Below are 15,913 nucleotides of genomic sequence, written 5' to 3' on the forward strand. Positions count from 1 at the left end.
CGGCTTCTCGGGGACTGGTTAAGTCTATTTTTGGTAAACCTCACCAGCCTTCAATCGTTCACTCAAGCTCTCGCCCAAGTGATAAAGGGGGCATCAGCGGGAACTCCTCCGCATCGCCGGGCAGGGTGTGTCGGCGCTACGCCAACCCCTGCCAAATGTGCCGCGCATAATACTTACACTCCTCTCAATTTTCCAGCGTCTGGTCTGATTTAGAGCTGTCGTGGCCGATCAGGTGCTCGTCCAGCGGGACGGGAGGGCGGCGGTTGTTCAGGGTGGACCACCAGAAGACCCAGCCCAGGATGTGTACGTTTTGCTCGAAGCGCTGATCGTAAGTCAGGAGTTCGTCGGGGTGTTCGTTGCTGTTGTGGCTGCGGATGCGCAGGCCGCCGCCGGGGCGGTTGTAGAGGTATTTGATGCGCAGCATGCCGTCGTGTTCGAGGGCGTAGATTTCGCCGTCGATGATTTGCGTGCGGCCACGGTCGATGGCCAGGATGGCGCGGTCCTGGATGATGTCGGTCATGCTGTTGCCGACCATGTAGGCCCCCAGGGCACGTTCGGCGGTGACGTTGAGTTGTTCCAGGGTGTGCAGGGAGAGGCGTAGGCTTTCTTCGGTGTTGAAGGAGGCGTGGAGGGGGATTTCCACGTCGATTTTTTCCGGGCCGCTGCTGGGGCCGCAGAGGTAGTGGCCGCAGTCTTCGCGTGCGTCAGCGTTGTTTGCTGTGTTGGGGCCTTCCAGTTGGTAGTTGGTCGGCGGGTGTTTGGGGCCTTCGCCGGTACGCAGCCAGCGGCTGGTGACACACAGCAGTTCTGCTATTTCGTCGAGCCGGGCCATGGGCACGCCACGCTTGAACCAGTTGTTTACGTGCTGGGGCGTGACGTCGCGATTCTTGGCGAAGTCGGATGCGGAAAGATGAACTTCCCGAAGTAATATTCTTAAGCGATCACCTGATGTATTCATAAACGCAGAGTTTACTGGCCGGAAAACTAGATCAAATAAACTATGTGTTGAGTTGGTGTATGTAGGTATTTCCTTATTGAAAGTTAAATCCTGTCGATAATGTATTCAGTTAAACGTTAGTTGATGATTTGTTTATTCTGTTGAACTTGTTGTTTATTTTTTCCCACAAAAAAAGCCCCGGATGATCGGGGCTTTTTTGATTGCCGTGGCAATGAGTAGCGGGTATCAGCCTTTATAGGCGGCTACCGACTTCATGATCTCGGCACGGGCGGCGTCTGCGTTGCCCCAACCGTCGATCTTCACCCATTTGCCTTTTTCGAGGTCTTTGTAGTTCTCGAAGAAGTGCTTGATCTGCTCCAGCAACAGTGGCGGCAGGTCGGTGTATTCCTTCACGTCGACGTACAGCTGGGACAGCTTGTCGTGTGGTACGGCGATAACTTTGGCATCGCCGCCGCCGTCGTCGGTCATGTTCAGGATGCCAACCGGGCGGGCACGGATGACCGAGCCTGGGGTGACCGGGTAAGGCGTCACGACCAGCACGTCGAGGGGGTCACCGTCGTCTGCCAGGGTGTTAGGGATGAAACCGTAGTTGGCCGGGTAGAACATCGGGGTGGCCATGAAACGGTCAACGAACAGGCAGTCGCTGTCTTTGTCGATTTCGTATTTGATCGGCGCATGGTTGGCCGGAATCTCGATGGCGACGTAGATGTCGTTCGGCAGGTCTTTGCCAGCCGGAATCTTGCTGTAGCTCATTGGGCGTTGCCCCCGTTATTGGCCAGGTAAACTGGCCGGATTGGCCTAAAAGTGGCGGCGATTATAGGCATATTCCTGCGCCGATGCCACGCGCCAGACGTCGTACGGTACTTAGCCTTCAGTCTGATAGCGCGGGTCGCTGGCCTGCAGATGTTTCAGGCGGGCCAGTGGGTCCTGGCGGTAAAAGTGGCTCAGTTGCTCGTAGACCTGTGGATAACTTTCTGTGAGTAAATCCGGGGCGCTGAAAAAATACTCGCTGGTGACAGCAAAGAATTCCGCAGGGTTTTCCGCCGCGTAGGGGTCGATGGCGGTTTCGGCGTCGGGGTTGTGGTCGAGTTGGCGGTTGAGGTCGTCATAGGCGCCCTGCATCACGCTCGCCCACTCTTGCACGCGCATGTCGCCATGCAGCGGCGGCAGGCCATTGGCATCGCCATTGAGCATGTCGAGCTTGTGCGCGAGTTCGTGGATTACCAGGTTGTAGCCTTCCCAATTGCCACTGGCCAGCACGCCCGGCCAGGCGAGGATCACCGGGCCTTGCTGCCAGGCTTCACCACTGTGTTCGCCGTCCCATTCATGTTCCACGCCGCTGGCGTCGCGATGGCGCTGGGGGCTGCGAAAGTCATCGGGGTAGAGGATGATTTCGTGGAAGCCCTGGTACCAGTCCAGGTCGCCCAGGTTCATCAGCGGCAGTTGCGCCTGGACGGCGAGCAGCAGGCGTTGTTCCTGGTGCAGTTCGACGCCGGGCAGGGCCGTGAGGTGTTTTTCGGTGAGGAACAGGATGCTGGCTTCACGCAACCATTGGTCCTGTTCGGCGCTGATGCCGTCGAGGAAGGTCAGGTGATGGCGCACCCGCTGCCAGGTTTCATCGGCAACGGGATGCTTGGCCAGGATGCGCCGGCGACGCCAGGCGCTGAGGGACCACATGGCCGATCAGTGCGGCTTGGCTTCGGATGAGGTGCGGCCAAAGCGGCTGCGTGCCACGCCAATGATCATCGGCACCAGCGACAGCAGGATAATGAACACCACCAGCAGCGACAGGTTTTTCTTGATGAACGGCACGTTGCCGAAGAAGTAGCCGAGGGTGACCAGGCCGCCGACCCAGAGGATGGTGCCCAGCACGCTGAAGCCGAAGAACCGTGGGTAAGGCATTCTGGCGACACCGGCGACGAACGGCGCGAAGGTGCGCAGGATCGGCAGGAAGCGCGCCAGGGTCACGGTTTTGCCGCCGTGCTTGTCGTAGAAATCGTGGGTCTTTTGCAGGTAATCGCGGCGGAAGATTTTCGAGTTGGGGTTGCTGAACAAGCGTTCTCCGGCGGTTCGGCCGATCACGTAGTTGGTACTGTCACCCATGATCGCCGCCAGCATCAGCAGGCCGCCCAGCAGGACTGGGTCCATGCCGCCGCCAGCCGCTACGGCGCCGGCAATGAACAGCAGCGAATCGCCCGGCAGGAACGGCATCACCACCAGGCCGGTTTCGCAAAAAATCACCAGGAACAGGATGGCGTAGATCCACGGACCGTAATTGGTTACCAGCAGGTCGAGGTACACGTCGAGATGCAGGATAAGGTCGAGCGGGTTGAAATCCATGGATGGCACCTGTGTGGACGGCCTGGCTCAGCGGGCCTGTGCGGAAGCTTCGGGTAATAAGGCTACAGGCGTATGCCGATTTTCTTACAGCCCTAAAAGGTCGGCATTATACGGATTGAGTGGTGAAAAGCGTGTTGGTTTTGTAGCGGGGGATGTCGCAGCTATTCTGGCTAGCACTGATCCAAATGTGGGAGCAGGCTTGCCTGCGATAGCATCACCGAGGTCTGACTGACACACCGAGGTGTATGCATCGCAGGCAAGCCAGCTCCTACATTTTTTTGCGGTGTTTCAGTCTTCGCTGATCGGGAGTGTGTAGTTCTTGAACTCGGTGTCTTCACGAAAGCCCATGGATTCATAGGTCTTCTGCGCCACGGCGTTATCGCTGCTGGTCGACACGCGCAAACGCACGGCATTGGTTTCCTTGGCCATTTTTTTCGCGGTGCGCATCAGGTTATCGGCTACCAGTTGGCGGCGGGCGTCCTCGGCGACGTAGATATCATTGAGGATCCACACCCGTTTCAATGACAGCGAGGAAAAGCTCGGATACAGCTGGCAAAAGCCAAGCAGCTTGCTGTCGTCGTCATCCGGCAGCGCCAGGTAGATCACCGATTCCTTGCGGCGCAGGCGCTTTTCCAGAAAGGCCCGGGACGAGTCAGGAAAGGGCAGCGCACCGTAGAACTCACGGTATTTGACGAATAATGGGGTCAACAGGTCCAGGTGTTCCAGAGTCGCTTGAGTAATCCGCATGCTAGGCCTCAACTTCTATAGGAATACGACGGCAAACGATCCATTACTCGGGCGCCCGCTGCTTGATGCTGCCTAAAGCGGCTAAAAATCGCAATCGTGTCGGCATCACTCCTTTGGCGGACTGAGCAGGAAATTGCCTTTCATCAGGTCCGGATCATCCGTTTCAAGGGTCTGAACCTGTGCCTCGTCCTTGAGGTTGACCCCCGACAGTTGTCGCCGGCAGGCCTCGCGCATCAAGTACAGCAGGCGGTGCGCGGCCATGCCGTAGCTCAAGCCCTCCAGGCGCACGTTGGAAATGCAGTTGCGGTACGCATCGGTGAGGCCGACCTTGGGGTTGTAGGTGAAATACAGCCCCAGGCTGTCCGGCGAGCTGAGCCCCGGCCGTTCGCCAATCAGGATCACCACCATTTTTGCGCCGAGCAGTTGCCCGATTTCATCGGCGACCGCGACCCGGCCTTGTTCCACCAGAATCACCGGCGATAGCGACCAGCCTTCAGCGTGGGTTTGTTCTTCCATGCGTGTCAGAAACGGCGCGGTGTGTTTATGCACCGCCAGTGCTGATAAACCATCGGCCACCACCACCGCCAGGTCCACTCCGCCGGGGTTGGCCAGGGCGTAGTCGCGCAGGGTCTGTGCCGACTCATCGCTCAGGCGCCGCCCCAGGTCCGGGCGCTGCAGGTAGCTGTGGCGGTCGAGTGCGGCGCTGTGCAGCAACAGGCTGTCGCGGCCGCGCTCGGCCATCTGGCGGCTCAATTCGGCATGGTCGAACGGTAGGTGTACCGCATCGCGGGCCTGGGCGTGGGCGAACTGGAAGTCCAGTTGCGCGCCGGTGGGGATGCTGGTGCCGGTGCGGCCCAGGGCAATCCGCGCCGGGGTCAGGCGCCGCAGTTCCAGCCATGGGTTGTCGTTTTCTGGCGTATCAAGCTGCACTTCGGGCTCCTTCTTCATCCCAGTTGCGCCAAGGCATGGCGGAAGGCCGGTGGCAGGTTGTTGCCAAACCGCACCTTGCCATCGGCTTGCGTGAAGATGCCCATTTTCGCCAGCCACTGTTCAAACTCCGGCGCGGGCTTCAAGCCCAGGGTCTGGCGGGCGTAGAGCGCGTCGTGAAAGGACGTGGTCTGGTAGTTGAGCATGATGTCGTCGGAGCCCGGGATGCCCATGATGAAGTTGATCCCGGCCACGCCCAGCAAGGTCAGCAGGGTGTCCATATCGTCCTGGTCGGCTTCGGCATGGTTGGTGTAGCAGATGTCGCAACCCATCGGCACGCCCAGCAGCTTGCCGCAGAAGTGGTCTTCGAGGCCGGCGCGGATGATCTGCTTGCCGTTGTACAGGTACTCGGGGCCGATGAAACCGACCACGGTGTTGACCAGAAACGGCTTGAAATGCCTGGCCACGGCATAGGCGCGGGTTTCGCAGGTTTGCTGGTCGATGCCAAAGTGCGCATTGGCGGACAGGGCGCTGCCTTGTCCTGTCTCGAAATACATCAGGTTTTGCCCCAGGGTCCCGCGATTCAGGCTCAAACCCGCATCGTAGCCTTCCTGCAACACATTCAGGTTGATCCCGAAGCTGGCGTTGGCTGCTTCGGTGCCGGCAATCGACTGGAACACCAGGTCCAGTGGCACGCCACGGTTGATCGCCTCGATGGAGGTGGTGACGTGGGTCAGCACGCAGGCCTGGGTCGGAATCTCGTAGCGCTGAATGATCGCGTCGAGCATCTCCAGCATGGCGCAGATCGAGGCGATGCTGTCGGTGGCCGGGTTGATGCCGATCATGGCGTCGCCGTTGCCATACAAAAGACCGTCGAGAATGCTCGCGGCGATCCCCGCCGGCTCATCCGTGGGGTGGTTGGGTTGCAGGCGTGTGGACAGGCGCCCGCGCAGGCCCAGGGTGCCGCGAAACTGGGTAACGACGCGGATTTTCTGCGCCACCAGCACCAGGTCCTGCACGCGCATGATCTTCGACACGGCGGCGGCCATTTCCGGCGTCAGGCCGGGTGCCAATGCCCGCAGGCTGTGTTCGTCGGCCGCATCGCTGAGCAGCCAGTCGCGCAGGCCGCCAACGGTCAGGTGGTTGACCACGGCAAAGGCCTGCTGGTCGTGGGTGTCGATGATCAGCCGGGTGACTTCATCGCTTTCATAGGGGATCAGCGCTTCTTCAAGGAAGTGCTTCAAGGGAATATTGGCCAGGGCCATTTGTGCTGCCACACGTTCGCCATCGTTCTGCGCGGCAACGCCTGCGAGAAAGTCCCCGGAGCGGGCGGGACTGGCCTTGGCCATCACGTCCTTGAGGCTGTCGAAACGGTAGGTCAAGGCGCCGACCGAATGAGAAAAACTTGCCATACAGACTCTCCATGACGACGCGGGCGGTGGCCCGCGCCGTGGTTTACGGCGTTTAGTGCAAGGCGGCCTCTGCGGCCTGGATCGCCGCGAACTCTTCTTCCGGCGTGCCTGCTACCAAGTGATGCCGACTGTAGAAAGCAAAGTAAGCAATTAATACTCCATAGATGATCGCCGCGCCAATCACCACGCGTGGATCCACCAGGAAGCCCGCGACTACTGCGATACACGCCAGCACCAGAGCCAGGCCCGAGGTGAAGATGCCTCCCGGTGTGCGGTACGGGCGCTCCATTTTGGGGCGACGGATGCGCAGGGTGATATGCGCGGCCATCATCAACACGTAGGAAATGGTCGCGCCAAACACCGCCACCAAAATCAGCAGGTCGCCCTGGCCGGTCAGCGACAGGCCAAAACCGATGATCCCCGGGATCACCAGCGCCAGCACCGGCGCCTTGCTTTTATTGGTCTGCGACAGTTTGCGCGGCAGGTAACCGGCGCGGGACAGGGCGAAGATCTGCCGGGAATAGGCGTAGATGATCGAGAAGAAACTCGCGATCAGTCCGGCCAGGCCCACCAGGTTGACGAAGCTGCCCATCCAGGTCGAGCCGCCGTAGGCCAGGGCCAGGGATTCGACCAGCGGGTTGCCCGATTTGACCAGCGCCAGGGTGCCCGCGCCACCGGGGGCGATCACCAGGATCAGCAGGGCAAAACTGGTCAACACCACAATCGCGCCGATCAGGCCGCGCGGTAGGTCGCGTTTCGGGTTCTTGGTTTCTTCGGCGGCCAGGGGCACGCCTTCGACGGCGAGGAAGAACCAGATCGCATAGGGGATCGCGGCCCACACGCCAACATAACCAAATGGCAGGAAACTGCTGGCGCCCTTGGCCTCGGTCACCGGGATATCCAGCAGGTTGGCGACGTTGAAGTGCGGCACCATGGCCACCAGGAATACCCCCAGGGCAATCGCGGCGACGGCGGTGATCACAAACATCAGCTTCAGCGCTTCCCCGACACCAAAGATGTGGATGCCGATAAAAATGATGTAGAACGCCAGGTAGATCATCCAGCCGCCGATGCCGAACAGCGACTCGCAATAGGCGCCGATAAACACCGCGATGGCGGCGGGGGCGATGGCGTATTCGATCAGGATCGCGGTGCCGGTGAGGAATCCGCCCCAAGGCCCGAATGCACTGCGGGCAAAGCCATAGCCGCCGCCTGCGGTGGGGATCATGGAGGACAGTTCGGCCAGGGAAAAACACATGCACAAGTACATGGTGGCCATCAGCAGCGTGGCGAGGAACATCCCGCCCCAACCACCCTGGGCCAGGCCAAAGTTCCAGCCGGCGTAGTCGCCGGAAATCACATAGGCAACACCGAGGCCGACCAGGAGCACCCAGCCGGCGGCGCCTTTTTTCAGTTCGCGTTGTTGGAAATATTCGGAGCCGACTTTTTCGAAGTCGACGGAGGATCCTGTCGGTTCGCTAGGCATGGGAAAGTACCTTTTTTATTGTTTTAACTCGGCGGATGTCTGCCGAATGCACGTTGCAACTACTGATGAAGATCCAAATGTGGGAGCGAGCAAGCCCGCTCCCACATTTAATTGCATTTCAAGTGTGAGAGCGGGGGAGGGTTAGAAGAACCCCAGCGGGTTGATGTCGTAGCTCACCAGCAGGTTCTTGGTCTGCTGATAGTGATCCAACATCATCTTGTGCGTTTCACGACCCACGCCGGACTTCTTGTAACCCCCAAACGCCGCATGCGCGGGGTAGAGGTGGTAGCAGTTGGTCCACACACGCCCGGCCTTGATCGCCCGGCCCATGCGGTACGCGCGGTTGATATCGCGGGTCCACAAGCCAGCGCCCAGGCCAAACTCGGTGTCGTTGGCGATCGCCAGGGCTTCGGCTTCATCCTTGAAGGTGGTGATGCTGACCACCGGGCCAAAGATTTCTTCCTGGAACACGCGCATCTTGTTGGTGCCCTTGAGCAGGGTCGGCTGGATGTAATAGCCGCTGGCCAGGTCGCCGGTCAGTTTCTCCACCTTGCCGCCGGTCAGCAGCTCGGCACCTTCGCCCTTGGCGATTTCCAGGTATGACAGGATCTTGTCGAATTGCTGCTCGGACGCCTGGGCGCCGACCATGGTGTCGGTGTCCAGCGGGTCGCCACGCTTGATCGACTCGACCTTCTTCATCACCACTTTCATGAAGTCGTCGTAGATCGACTCTTCCACCAGTGCGCGGGATGGGCAGGTGCACACTTCGCCCTGGTTGAAGAACGCCAGCACCAGGCCTTCGGCGGCTTTTTCGATGAACTGTGGCTCGGCTTTCATGATGTCGGCGAAGAAGATGTTCGGCGACTTGCCGCCCAGCTCAACGGTGGACGGAATAATGTTCTCGGCCGCGCAATGCATGATGTGCGAGCCCACTGGCGTGGAGCCGGTAAAGGCGATCTTGGCGATGCGCTTGCTGGTGGCCAGGGCTTCGCCTGCTTCCTTGCCAAAGCCGTGGACCACGTTCAGTACGCCCGGTGGCAGCAGGTCGCCGATCACTTCCATCAGCACGTTGATGCCCAGCGGGGTCTGCTCGGCCGGTTTGAGTACCACGCAGTTGCCGGCGGCCAGGGCTGGCGCGAGTTTCCAGGCAGCCATCAGCAGAGGGAAGTTCCACGGGATGATCTGGCCGACCACACCCAGTGGTTCGTGGAAGTGATAGGCGGCGGTGTGTTCGTTGATCTCGGCGCTGCTGCCTTCCTGGGCGCGGATGCAGCCGGCGAAGTAGCGGAAGTGGTCAGCGGCCAGGGGGATATCGGCGTTGAGGGTTTCGCGCACGGCCTTGCCGTTGTCCCAGGTTTCGGTGACGGCGAGCAGTTCGAGGTTCTGTTCGATGCGGTCGGCGATTTTCAGCAGCACCAGCGAGCGGTCCTGGGCCGAGGTCTTGCCCCAGGCGTCAGCGGCGGCGTGGGCGGCGTCCAGTGCCTTGTCGATATCCTTGGCAGTGGAGCGTGGGAAGTCGGCGATGGGCTTGCCGTTCACCGGCGAAGTATTGGTGAAGTAGTTGCCATCGACCGGTGCAACAAATTCGCCACCGATGTAGTTGCCGTACTTGGCCTTGAACGAAACGATAGCGCCTTCAGTACCGGGGTGTGCATAACGCATGGTGGGTATCTCCTGACTTCTTATGTTTATTGGAGTGCAGCGTGGCTGCGCTTGATAAAGCGTAGAGCAAAGGTCGGGCCAGTGCCCTGTGGGCCAGGTAAATCAAGGGCTTGGGGTTTGTTGCAAGGCTTTGCTGTGACAAGTCTGATACAGCCTGTGTGACACTTTGTGCCATAAGCGATACAGCCTGTGACCCATGGGTCGCCCTGGGATTGCAATGCGCCAAGGCCTGGAGGATGCTGGGCGTCCCGGTCCGCGGTGTGTCCCACGCAGCAGGAGAACAATAAGAACATGCACAACGATCATTTCAGCCGCCATGCTCGGCAAGTCCTGACCGTCACCCGTGGGCAAGACCCACAGCACGGCCCCGGCAGCGATCCGTCGATTGCCCGCTCTTGGCTGCGCTGCCTGGAGGATTACCACCTCGACCCGGCGCTGACCATCGCCCCCACGGTGCTGGAGCATGATCGCCTGCTCGAAAGCCGCGAGCGCCTGCAACAAGTGCTGCACATCGCCGGCAATGAAATGAATAATTTGCATCAACAACTTTCCGGCGCCGGCCACGCGGTGCTGCTGACCGATGCGCGCGGGGTGATCCTCAATTGCGTCACCGCGCCCAGTGAACGCAAGGTGTTCGAGCGCGCCGGCCTATGGCTCGGCGCCGATTGGAGCGAGGCCTGCGAAGGCACCAATGGCATTGGCACGTGCCTGGTGGAGCGCCAGGCGCTGACCATTCATCGCGACGAACACTTTCGCGGGCGCCATACCGGGCTGACCTGTTCCGCGAGCCCGGTGTTCGACCCTCATGGCGATTTACTGGCTGTGCTCGACGTATCGTCGGCCCGCGAAGCGGTTTCGCGCCAGAGCCAGTTCCACACCATGGCGCTGGTCAATCTCTCGGCGAAGATGATCGAGAGCTGCTATTTCCTGCGGCACTTTGAAAACCACTGGTTGCTGCGTTTCCATCTGCAGGCCGAGTCCGTGGGGCTCTTCAGCGAAGGGCTGCTGGCATTCGACGGCGAAGGGCGCATCTGTGCGCTCAACCAAAGCGCGCAGAACCTGCTGGGCCAGCCACGCGGGCGCTTGCTGGGCCTGCCGGTGGAGATGTTTTTCGATTGCACCCTGGACCAATTGCTCGGCCGCGCCAGTGCCAATGCCAGCGCCAGTTGGCCCCTGCGTACCCGCGATGGGCGTAGCCTGTTTGCCGTACTGCGCGGTGAATCCCGCCGCGCACCCAGCCCGGTGGTGCAAGCGCCGCCCAAGGTTGAGCGGCCACGTTTGCCAGGGATCTGCCTGGGTGACGAGGCGCTGCAGAGTGATTTTCGCAAGGCCCTGCGGGTCTTCGAACGTGACGTGCCGCTGCTGATCAATGGCGAAACCGGCTCCGGCAAGGAGGCCTTTGCCAAAGCCGTGCACCACGCCAGCCAGCGCGCCGACAAAGCTTTCGTGGCCCTGAACTGCGCGGCCATCCCTGAAAACCTGATCGAGAGCGAGTTGTTCGGTTATCGCGGCGGCAGCTTCACCGGCGCCCGCAAGGAAGGCATGCGCGGCAAGCTGCAACAGGCCGATGGTGGCACCTTGTTCCTCGATGAAATCGGCGATATGCCCCTGGCGTTGCAGACCCGGTTATTAAGGGTGCTGGAAGACCGGTTGGTGGTGCCTATAGGTGGCGAACCGCAAGCGGTGAACGTGCGCATTATCAGCGCAACCCACCGTGATTTGTTGATGCGGGTGGCCGACGGCACCTTCCGCGAGGACTTGTACTATCGCCTCAATGGTCTGGAGGTAGCGTTGCCGGCGTTACGTGAGCGCAGCGACAAGTCGCAGTTACTGGACTTTCTGCTGACACAAGAAGCTGAAGGGCAGGCGATAGTGCTGGATGGCGATGCCCGTCAGGCGCTGCTGGACTTCGCCTGGCCGGGTAACGTCCGACAACTGCGTACGGTGCTGCGCACCTTGGTTGCACTGTGTGACGGTGGGCGGGTAGAGATGGACGATTTACCCTCGATGGTTCGTCTGGCGCCCTCTCAGGTGCAAATCACCGTACAGCGGGGTAAGCAGCCGCTGGAGGATGCCGAGCGCTTGGTATTGCTGGCCGCGCTCGAACAGCAGCGCTGGCATATGAGCCTTGCCGCAGAGCAGTTGGGCGTCAGTCGCAATACGCTGTACCGCAAATTGCGCAAACATGGAATCGCTTTGCGCTCCGCAACTGAGTGACGCCAAGGAGGGCTTTTGATCTTTTACGCTTTTCCTGGCGAACTTGCTCACGCCTTCACTTTTCGTAAGTTGTCGGTGGGCGAGTCGCCGGTATGTTCGCTAAGTGCTGTAGTCCATAATGTATATAGTCTGAGTGCCAGGCTGTGCAGTCACTTGCTGGGAGTGGTTTGGTGAGGTGCTTGTTTAATATGGGTTTTGTTTTTTTGTTTTGGTGCTTGTGCGGTGCGTCAGTGTTGAGGAAAGATGCGTTTGAAGTGTGGGTTGTGATTTTTTGATTTGAATTATGTGTCTTGTGGAACTGAGCATTGTCTTTCTTGTACTAAGAAATAAAGGACGATTCATTATTTTGGAATTGTAGGTTCTAGAGGCGGGTCAGTGTGCTAGTGGCGCGTCATAGACGTGTTTTTTACTATGTAGGTGAAGATATGAATATTACAGGTTCTCCTATTCCAAATTATTTTCAAATGAAAGATTCGGCGGCCGACTTGCCCAGTCAGCAGGCAGCCGCCAGTACGAAAAGTGTGTCAACGTTGAATGAGTCAATGGATAACCAAAAGACTCAGGTGTCCTACCAGGCACATACTGCTGGGCAAAAGCAGCAGGATGAAGGGTCTGTACGTACTAAGCGGGGGATTAAGTTTCCCAAGCGTCCCACGCTTCCCTCTCCGAAAAAGTCGAAGCTTCCGCCGTCTAATGGGACGCCAGGTAAATATATACAGACCGCCGGTCTTGGTCACAGCCGGCCAGCAGGCCCTCCAAACAGCCCGGGGGTGACTAAATTCAGGGACATGGTGTTCAAAACGCAGCACCCAGGTTCATCAGTCACTGGCCCGGCCAAGCCTGCTGTTGCCAAACCGAAGACATTTGGCGATGTGGCGGCCAATCTGGTTGTCGCTGATCGCCTAGTCAAGGCTGGGGTGTTTAAAACGGACACCAGTTTGAAAACCGTTACACGTGATGCTTTTGTGAATGCTTCCGTAAATGGACTTGTCAGCGCACCGTTGAATATTGGTACCTACGCGGGGTCTGTCTGGGCTGGCGAAACTATCAAAGGTAGTTTTACTGCCAATACCCCGGTACTTCCTCCGATCCATCAGCCTGCCCTAAGTCAGGCCACTAATACTGCGGCGGCGGTAAGCAGTCCCGGAGGACAAGATGATGCCGTGATTAAGTTGCGCCTGGAGAACGCTGAGCTAAAAACTCTGTATGCCGTCAATACAATTCAGACCATGGTTGAGGGCGGGGACGGTAAGGCCCTTGAAAAAAGCTCGACATGGCCCACTGGCACAAATGAACGCCTTGATGTTATGGAAAAGCTTTATGATGCGGCTGAGAATAACATGGTGAAAGTTTCGGAGAAAAATGATTTTATTTACAGGCCATACAAGGACGATTCAGCAGTCGTGTCGAAAGATGCTACTGTCAGATTGGATACGCTGGATAAAAGGTATGAGCATCTCAATAGTTCGGGCATAGGCAGACTTATTGCAGTACGCGAGGTGGAAAACGCAAAAAAAACCCAGACAGCGTGAGATAAATTTCATTGCTTCTGATTCGGTAGCTGGAGTGCGTTTGTTTGTTTCACCAAGGGAGTGCAATCAAGCTGGGTGTTGTGCAGAAATGCCCAAGTACCGGGCTTGATTGCAACTCTTTGGGTTGCAGTAAAAGAGTGCGAATTTTCCCACCCTGCGCTAACCTGCCTCGATGTTTTACGAGGTCGACTATGCACATTCACATTCTCGGTATTTGCGGCACCTTCATGGGCTCAATGGCGGTCCTGGCCAAAGAGCTGGGCCATCATGTCACCGGCTCCGATGCCAACGTTTATCCGCCGATGAGTACGCAATTGCAGGCTCAGGGCATTGAGCTGACCCAAGGCTACGACCCGGCGCAATTTGACCCGGTCCCGGACCTTGTGGTGATCGGCAATGCCATGTCCCGTGGCAACCCTGCCGTGGAATACGTGCTGAACAAAGGCCTGCCCTACGTCTCCGGCCCGCAGTGGCTGGCCGATCATGTGCTGCAAGGCCGCTGGGTGCTGGCGGTGGCGGGTACTCACGGCAAGACCACCACCAGCAGCATGCTGGCCTGGGTACTGGAGCACGCGGGCATGAGCCCCGGCTTCCTGATCGGCGGTGTGCCGCAGAATTTCTCGGTATCGGCGCGCCTGGGCGACACGCCGTTTTTTGTGATCGAGGCCGATGAATACGACAGCGCCTTCTTCGACAAACGCTCCAAGTTCGTTCACTACCGCCCACGCACGGCGATCCTGAACAATCTGGAGTTCGATCATGCGGATATCTTCCCTGATCTGCCGGCCATCGAGCGGCAATTCCATCACCTGGTGCGCACCATCCCCAGCGAAGGCCTGGTGATCCATCCGACCACCGAGCCTGCCTTGCAGCGCGTGATCGAGATGGGCTGCTGGACGCCGGTGCAAACCACTGGCGCGGGCGGCCAATGGCAGGTCAAGTTGCTCCGCGAGGATGGCTCCCGGTTTGAGGTGCTGTTCGAGGGCGAGGCCCAGGGCATTGTCGAGTGGGACATGACCGGCCAGCACAACGTCGCCAACGCCCTGGTCACCCTGGCGGCTGCGCGCCATGTCGGCGTGGTGCCGGCGATGGGTATTGCTGCGCTGAGTGCGTTCAAGAGCGTCAAGCGGCGGATGGAAAAGGTCGCTGAAGTGAACGGGATCACCATCTACGACGACTTTGCCCACCACCCGACGGCAATTGCCACCACGCTTGATGGCCTGCGCAAGCGCGTGGGCGATGCGCCAGTAATCGCCATTATCGAGCCACGCTCCAACTCCATGAAACTGGGCGCACACCGCGACGGCCTGCCGGAAAGCGTCAATGATGCCGACCAGGTGGTGTGGTACGCACCGGCCAACCTTGGCTGGGACCTGGCGGCCGTGGCCAAACTCTGCAGCGTGCCGTCGATTGTCAGTGATTCGCTGGAAGGCATCATTGAACGGGTCAAGAGCCAGGCCAAACCCGGCACTCACGTGGTGATCATGAGCAACGGCGGCTTCGGCGGCCTGCACGGTAAACTCGCCGAGGCCCTGCAGTGAGCGGGCCGGAGCGCGTCACCCTGGCGATGACCGGCGCGTCCGGTGCACCTTATGGGTTGCGCCTGCTGGACTGCCTGGTGCGCGAAGACCGCGAGGTGTACTTCCTGATTTCCAAGGCGGCGCAGTTGGTAATGGCCACCGAGACGGATGTCTCGCTGCCGCCTAAAGTGCAGATGATGCAGGCCTTCCTTACCGAATACACCGGTGCTGCGGCGAGGCAGATCAAGGTCTACGGCAAGGAAGACTGGATGTCGCCGGTGGCTTCCGGTTCCGGTGCGCCGGCAGCGATGGTGGTGGTGCCGTGTTCCACCGGCACCTTGTCGGCGATCGCCACCGGTGCCTGCAACAACCTGATCGAGCGCGCGGCAGACGTGACCTTGAAGGAGCGCCGCCAGTTGATCCTGGTGCCGCGCGAGGCGCCGTATTCGAGCATTCACCTGGAGCACATGCTCAAGTTGTCGAACATGGGCGTGACCATCCTGCCGGCGTCCCCGGGCTTTTATCACCAGCCGCAGACCATCGATGACCTCGTGGATTTTGTGGTGGCACGGATCCTCAACCTGCTGAATATCCCCCAGGACATGCTGCCGCGTTGGGGTGAGCATCATTTGAGCAGCGATGAATAAAGCACTGTTGATCGTGCTGGCGCTGCACCTGGCGGGTTGCGCCACGGCGCGCACCCTGGATGCGGCGAAACCCGGCGCGCCGGTGGTCTATGCAGGGACGCGCCTGGACCTGTATGCGCTGCAGGGAGGTTGTTGCGCCATGGACCGTTTTGGTGCGCAAGCGCCGAGCTATCCGGGCCTTGATCTGCCGGCCAGCGCGTTGCTCGACACGCTGCTGTTGCCGCTGTCGACGTTGACGGTATTGGGGGTTGGGTTTAATGCGACGGGTGGGTTGTAACACTGAGCCAAGGTTTAACACCGACCTAAAATGTGGGAGCGAGCAAGCCCGCTCCCACATTGTGGACTGCCCCCAAGAAGTTGGACACAAATCCAATTTCTTGGGGTGTTCACATGAGCAAGTATTCAGATCAATTCAAGCTCACCGCTGTTCAGGCCTACCTGGAGGATGGCAAAGGGTTCAGAACA

At 59.3% G+C, this 15,913-nt stretch carries 14 protein-coding genes; 5 read left to right on the forward strand and 9 right to left on the reverse strand.

Going from position 1 to position 15,913, the window contains the following annotated elements; translation table 11 throughout:
- Positions 1-184: 184 nt before the first annotated feature.
- The 9 genes from FJD34_RS26105 to exaC all read right to left on the reverse strand — a co-directional run bounded on the left by FJD34_RS26105 (position 185) and on the right by exaC (position 9,532).
- Complete coding sequence (locus FJD34_RS26105) at positions 185-958, reverse strand: LexA family transcriptional regulator (RefSeq protein WP_082445637.1); 774 nt, start codon at positions 956-958, stop codon at positions 185-187.
- Positions 959-1,183: 225 nt separating this feature from the next.
- Complete coding sequence (gene ppa, locus FJD34_RS26110; RefSeq protein WP_003176323.1) at positions 1,184-1,711, reverse strand: inorganic diphosphatase; 528 nt, start codon at positions 1,709-1,711, stop codon at positions 1,184-1,186.
- Between the two features lie 111 nt (positions 1,712-1,822).
- Entirely contained in the window at positions 1,823-2,635 is an 813-nt protein-coding gene (locus tag FJD34_RS26115) for a M90 family metallopeptidase (RefSeq protein ID WP_090292158.1), read from the reverse strand.
- A 6-nt stretch (positions 2,636-2,641) separates the two neighbouring features.
- Entirely contained in the window at positions 2,642-3,298 is a 657-nt protein-coding gene (locus FJD34_RS26120; protein ID WP_029292285.1) for a DedA family protein, read from the reverse strand.
- A 288-nt stretch (positions 3,299-3,586) separates the two neighbouring features.
- Positions 3,587-4,045: a GNAT family N-acetyltransferase gene (locus FJD34_RS26125; protein WP_029292284.1), complete on the reverse strand. Its 459-nt coding sequence runs from the start codon at positions 4,043-4,045 to the stop codon at positions 3,587-3,589.
- Positions 4,046-4,150: 105 nt separating this feature from the next.
- The gene (gene eutC, locus FJD34_RS26130) at positions 4,151-4,993 is read right to left on the reverse strand and encodes an ethanolamine ammonia-lyase subunit EutC (RefSeq protein WP_032861661.1); all 843 of its coding nucleotides are present in this window, start codon (positions 4,991-4,993) and stop codon (positions 4,151-4,153) included.
- Positions 4,990-6,384, reverse strand: coding sequence for an ethanolamine ammonia-lyase subunit EutB (locus tag FJD34_RS26135; protein ID WP_065942792.1), 1,395 nt, complete (start codon positions 6,382-6,384; stop codon positions 4,990-4,992). The genes eutC and FJD34_RS26135 overlap by 4 nt, the downstream gene beginning before the upstream one ends.
- 52 nt (positions 6,385-6,436) lie before the next feature.
- Entirely contained in the window at positions 6,437-7,870 is a 1,434-nt protein-coding gene (gene eat / locus FJD34_RS26140; protein ID WP_032861664.1) for an ethanolamine permease, read from the reverse strand.
- A gap of 141 nt (positions 7,871-8,011) precedes the next feature.
- Positions 8,012-9,532, reverse strand: coding sequence for an acetaldehyde dehydrogenase ExaC (gene exaC / locus FJD34_RS26145; RefSeq protein ID WP_032861665.1), 1,521 nt, complete (start codon positions 9,530-9,532; stop codon positions 8,012-8,014).
- A gap of 291 nt (positions 9,533-9,823) precedes the next feature.
- Between exaC and FJD34_RS26150 the strand changes: the two genes are divergently transcribed.
- From FJD34_RS26150 to FJD34_RS26170, 5 genes are all read left to right on the forward strand, one after another.
- Positions 9,824-11,749: a sigma-54-dependent Fis family transcriptional regulator gene (locus FJD34_RS26150; protein WP_065942793.1), complete on the forward strand. Its 1,926-nt coding sequence runs from the start codon at positions 9,824-9,826 to the stop codon at positions 11,747-11,749.
- Positions 11,750-12,174: 425 nt separating this feature from the next.
- Positions 12,175-13,281, forward strand: coding sequence for a hypothetical protein (locus tag FJD34_RS26155; RefSeq protein WP_146552284.1), 1,107 nt, complete (start codon positions 12,175-12,177; stop codon positions 13,279-13,281).
- A gap of 191 nt (positions 13,282-13,472) precedes the next feature.
- Positions 13,473-14,822: a UDP-N-acetylmuramate:L-alanyl-gamma-D-glutamyl-meso-diaminopimelate ligase gene (mpl, locus tag FJD34_RS26160; RefSeq protein ID WP_090292153.1), complete on the forward strand. Its 1,350-nt coding sequence runs from the start codon at positions 13,473-13,475 to the stop codon at positions 14,820-14,822.
- On the forward strand, positions 14,819-15,448 hold the full coding sequence (gene ubiX, locus FJD34_RS26165) for a flavin prenyltransferase UbiX (RefSeq protein ID WP_090292151.1): 630 nt from the start codon (positions 14,819-14,821) through the stop codon (positions 15,446-15,448). Before mpl ends, ubiX begins: the two co-directional genes overlap by 4 nt.
- Positions 15,441-15,725: a YceK/YidQ family lipoprotein gene (locus FJD34_RS26170; RefSeq protein WP_090292149.1), complete on the forward strand. Its 285-nt coding sequence runs from the start codon at positions 15,441-15,443 to the stop codon at positions 15,723-15,725. The genes ubiX and FJD34_RS26170 overlap by 8 nt, the downstream gene beginning before the upstream one ends.
- Positions 15,726-15,913 lie beyond the last annotated feature (188 nt).

This window comes from Pseudomonas brenneri (genome assembly GCF_007858285.1).
GTDB lineage: Bacteria > Pseudomonadota > Gammaproteobacteria > Pseudomonadales > Pseudomonadaceae > Aquipseudomonas > Aquipseudomonas brenneri.

What these genes read in the sequence shown, in the direction of transcription:
- FJD34_RS26105 (WP_082445637.1), bottom strand. Translation starts at nt 958, where the DNA reads ATGAATACATCAGGTGATCGCTTAAGAATATTACTTCGGGAAGTTCAT.
- ppa (WP_003176323.1), bottom strand. Translation starts at nt 1,711, where the DNA reads ATGAGCTACAGCAAGATTCCGGCTGGCAAAGACCTGCCGAACGACATC.
- FJD34_RS26115 (WP_090292158.1), bottom strand. Translation starts at nt 2,635, where the DNA reads ATGTGGTCCCTCAGCGCCTGGCGTCGCCGGCGCATCCTGGCCAAGCAT.
- FJD34_RS26120 (WP_029292285.1), bottom strand. Translation starts at nt 3,298, where the DNA reads ATGGATTTCAACCCGCTCGACCTTATCCTGCATCTCGACGTGTACCTC.
- FJD34_RS26125 (WP_029292284.1), bottom strand. Translation starts at nt 4,045, where the DNA reads ATGCGGATTACTCAAGCGACTCTGGAACACCTGGACCTGTTGACCCCA.
- eutC (WP_032861661.1), bottom strand. Translation starts at nt 4,993, where the DNA reads ATGAAGAAGGAGCCCGAAGTGCAGCTTGATACGCCAGAAAACGACAAC.
- FJD34_RS26135 (WP_065942792.1), bottom strand. Translation starts at nt 6,384, where the DNA reads ATGGCAAGTTTTTCTCATTCGGTCGGCGCCTTGACCTACCGTTTCGAC.
- eat (WP_032861664.1), bottom strand. Translation starts at nt 7,870, where the DNA reads ATGCCTAGCGAACCGACAGGATCCTCCGTCGACTTCGAAAAAGTCGGC.
- exaC (WP_032861665.1), bottom strand. Translation starts at nt 9,532, where the DNA reads ATGCGTTATGCACACCCCGGTACTGAAGGCGCTATCGTTTCGTTCAAG.
- FJD34_RS26150 (WP_065942793.1), top strand. Translation starts at nt 9,824, where the DNA reads ATGCACAACGATCATTTCAGCCGCCATGCTCGGCAAGTCCTGACCGTC.
- FJD34_RS26155 (WP_146552284.1), top strand. Translation starts at nt 12,175, where the DNA reads ATGAATATTACAGGTTCTCCTATTCCAAATTATTTTCAAATGAAAGAT.
- mpl (WP_090292153.1), top strand. Translation starts at nt 13,473, where the DNA reads ATGCACATTCACATTCTCGGTATTTGCGGCACCTTCATGGGCTCAATG.
- FJD34_RS26170 (WP_090292149.1), top strand. Translation starts at nt 15,441, where the DNA reads ATGAATAAAGCACTGTTGATCGTGCTGGCGCTGCACCTGGCGGGTTGC.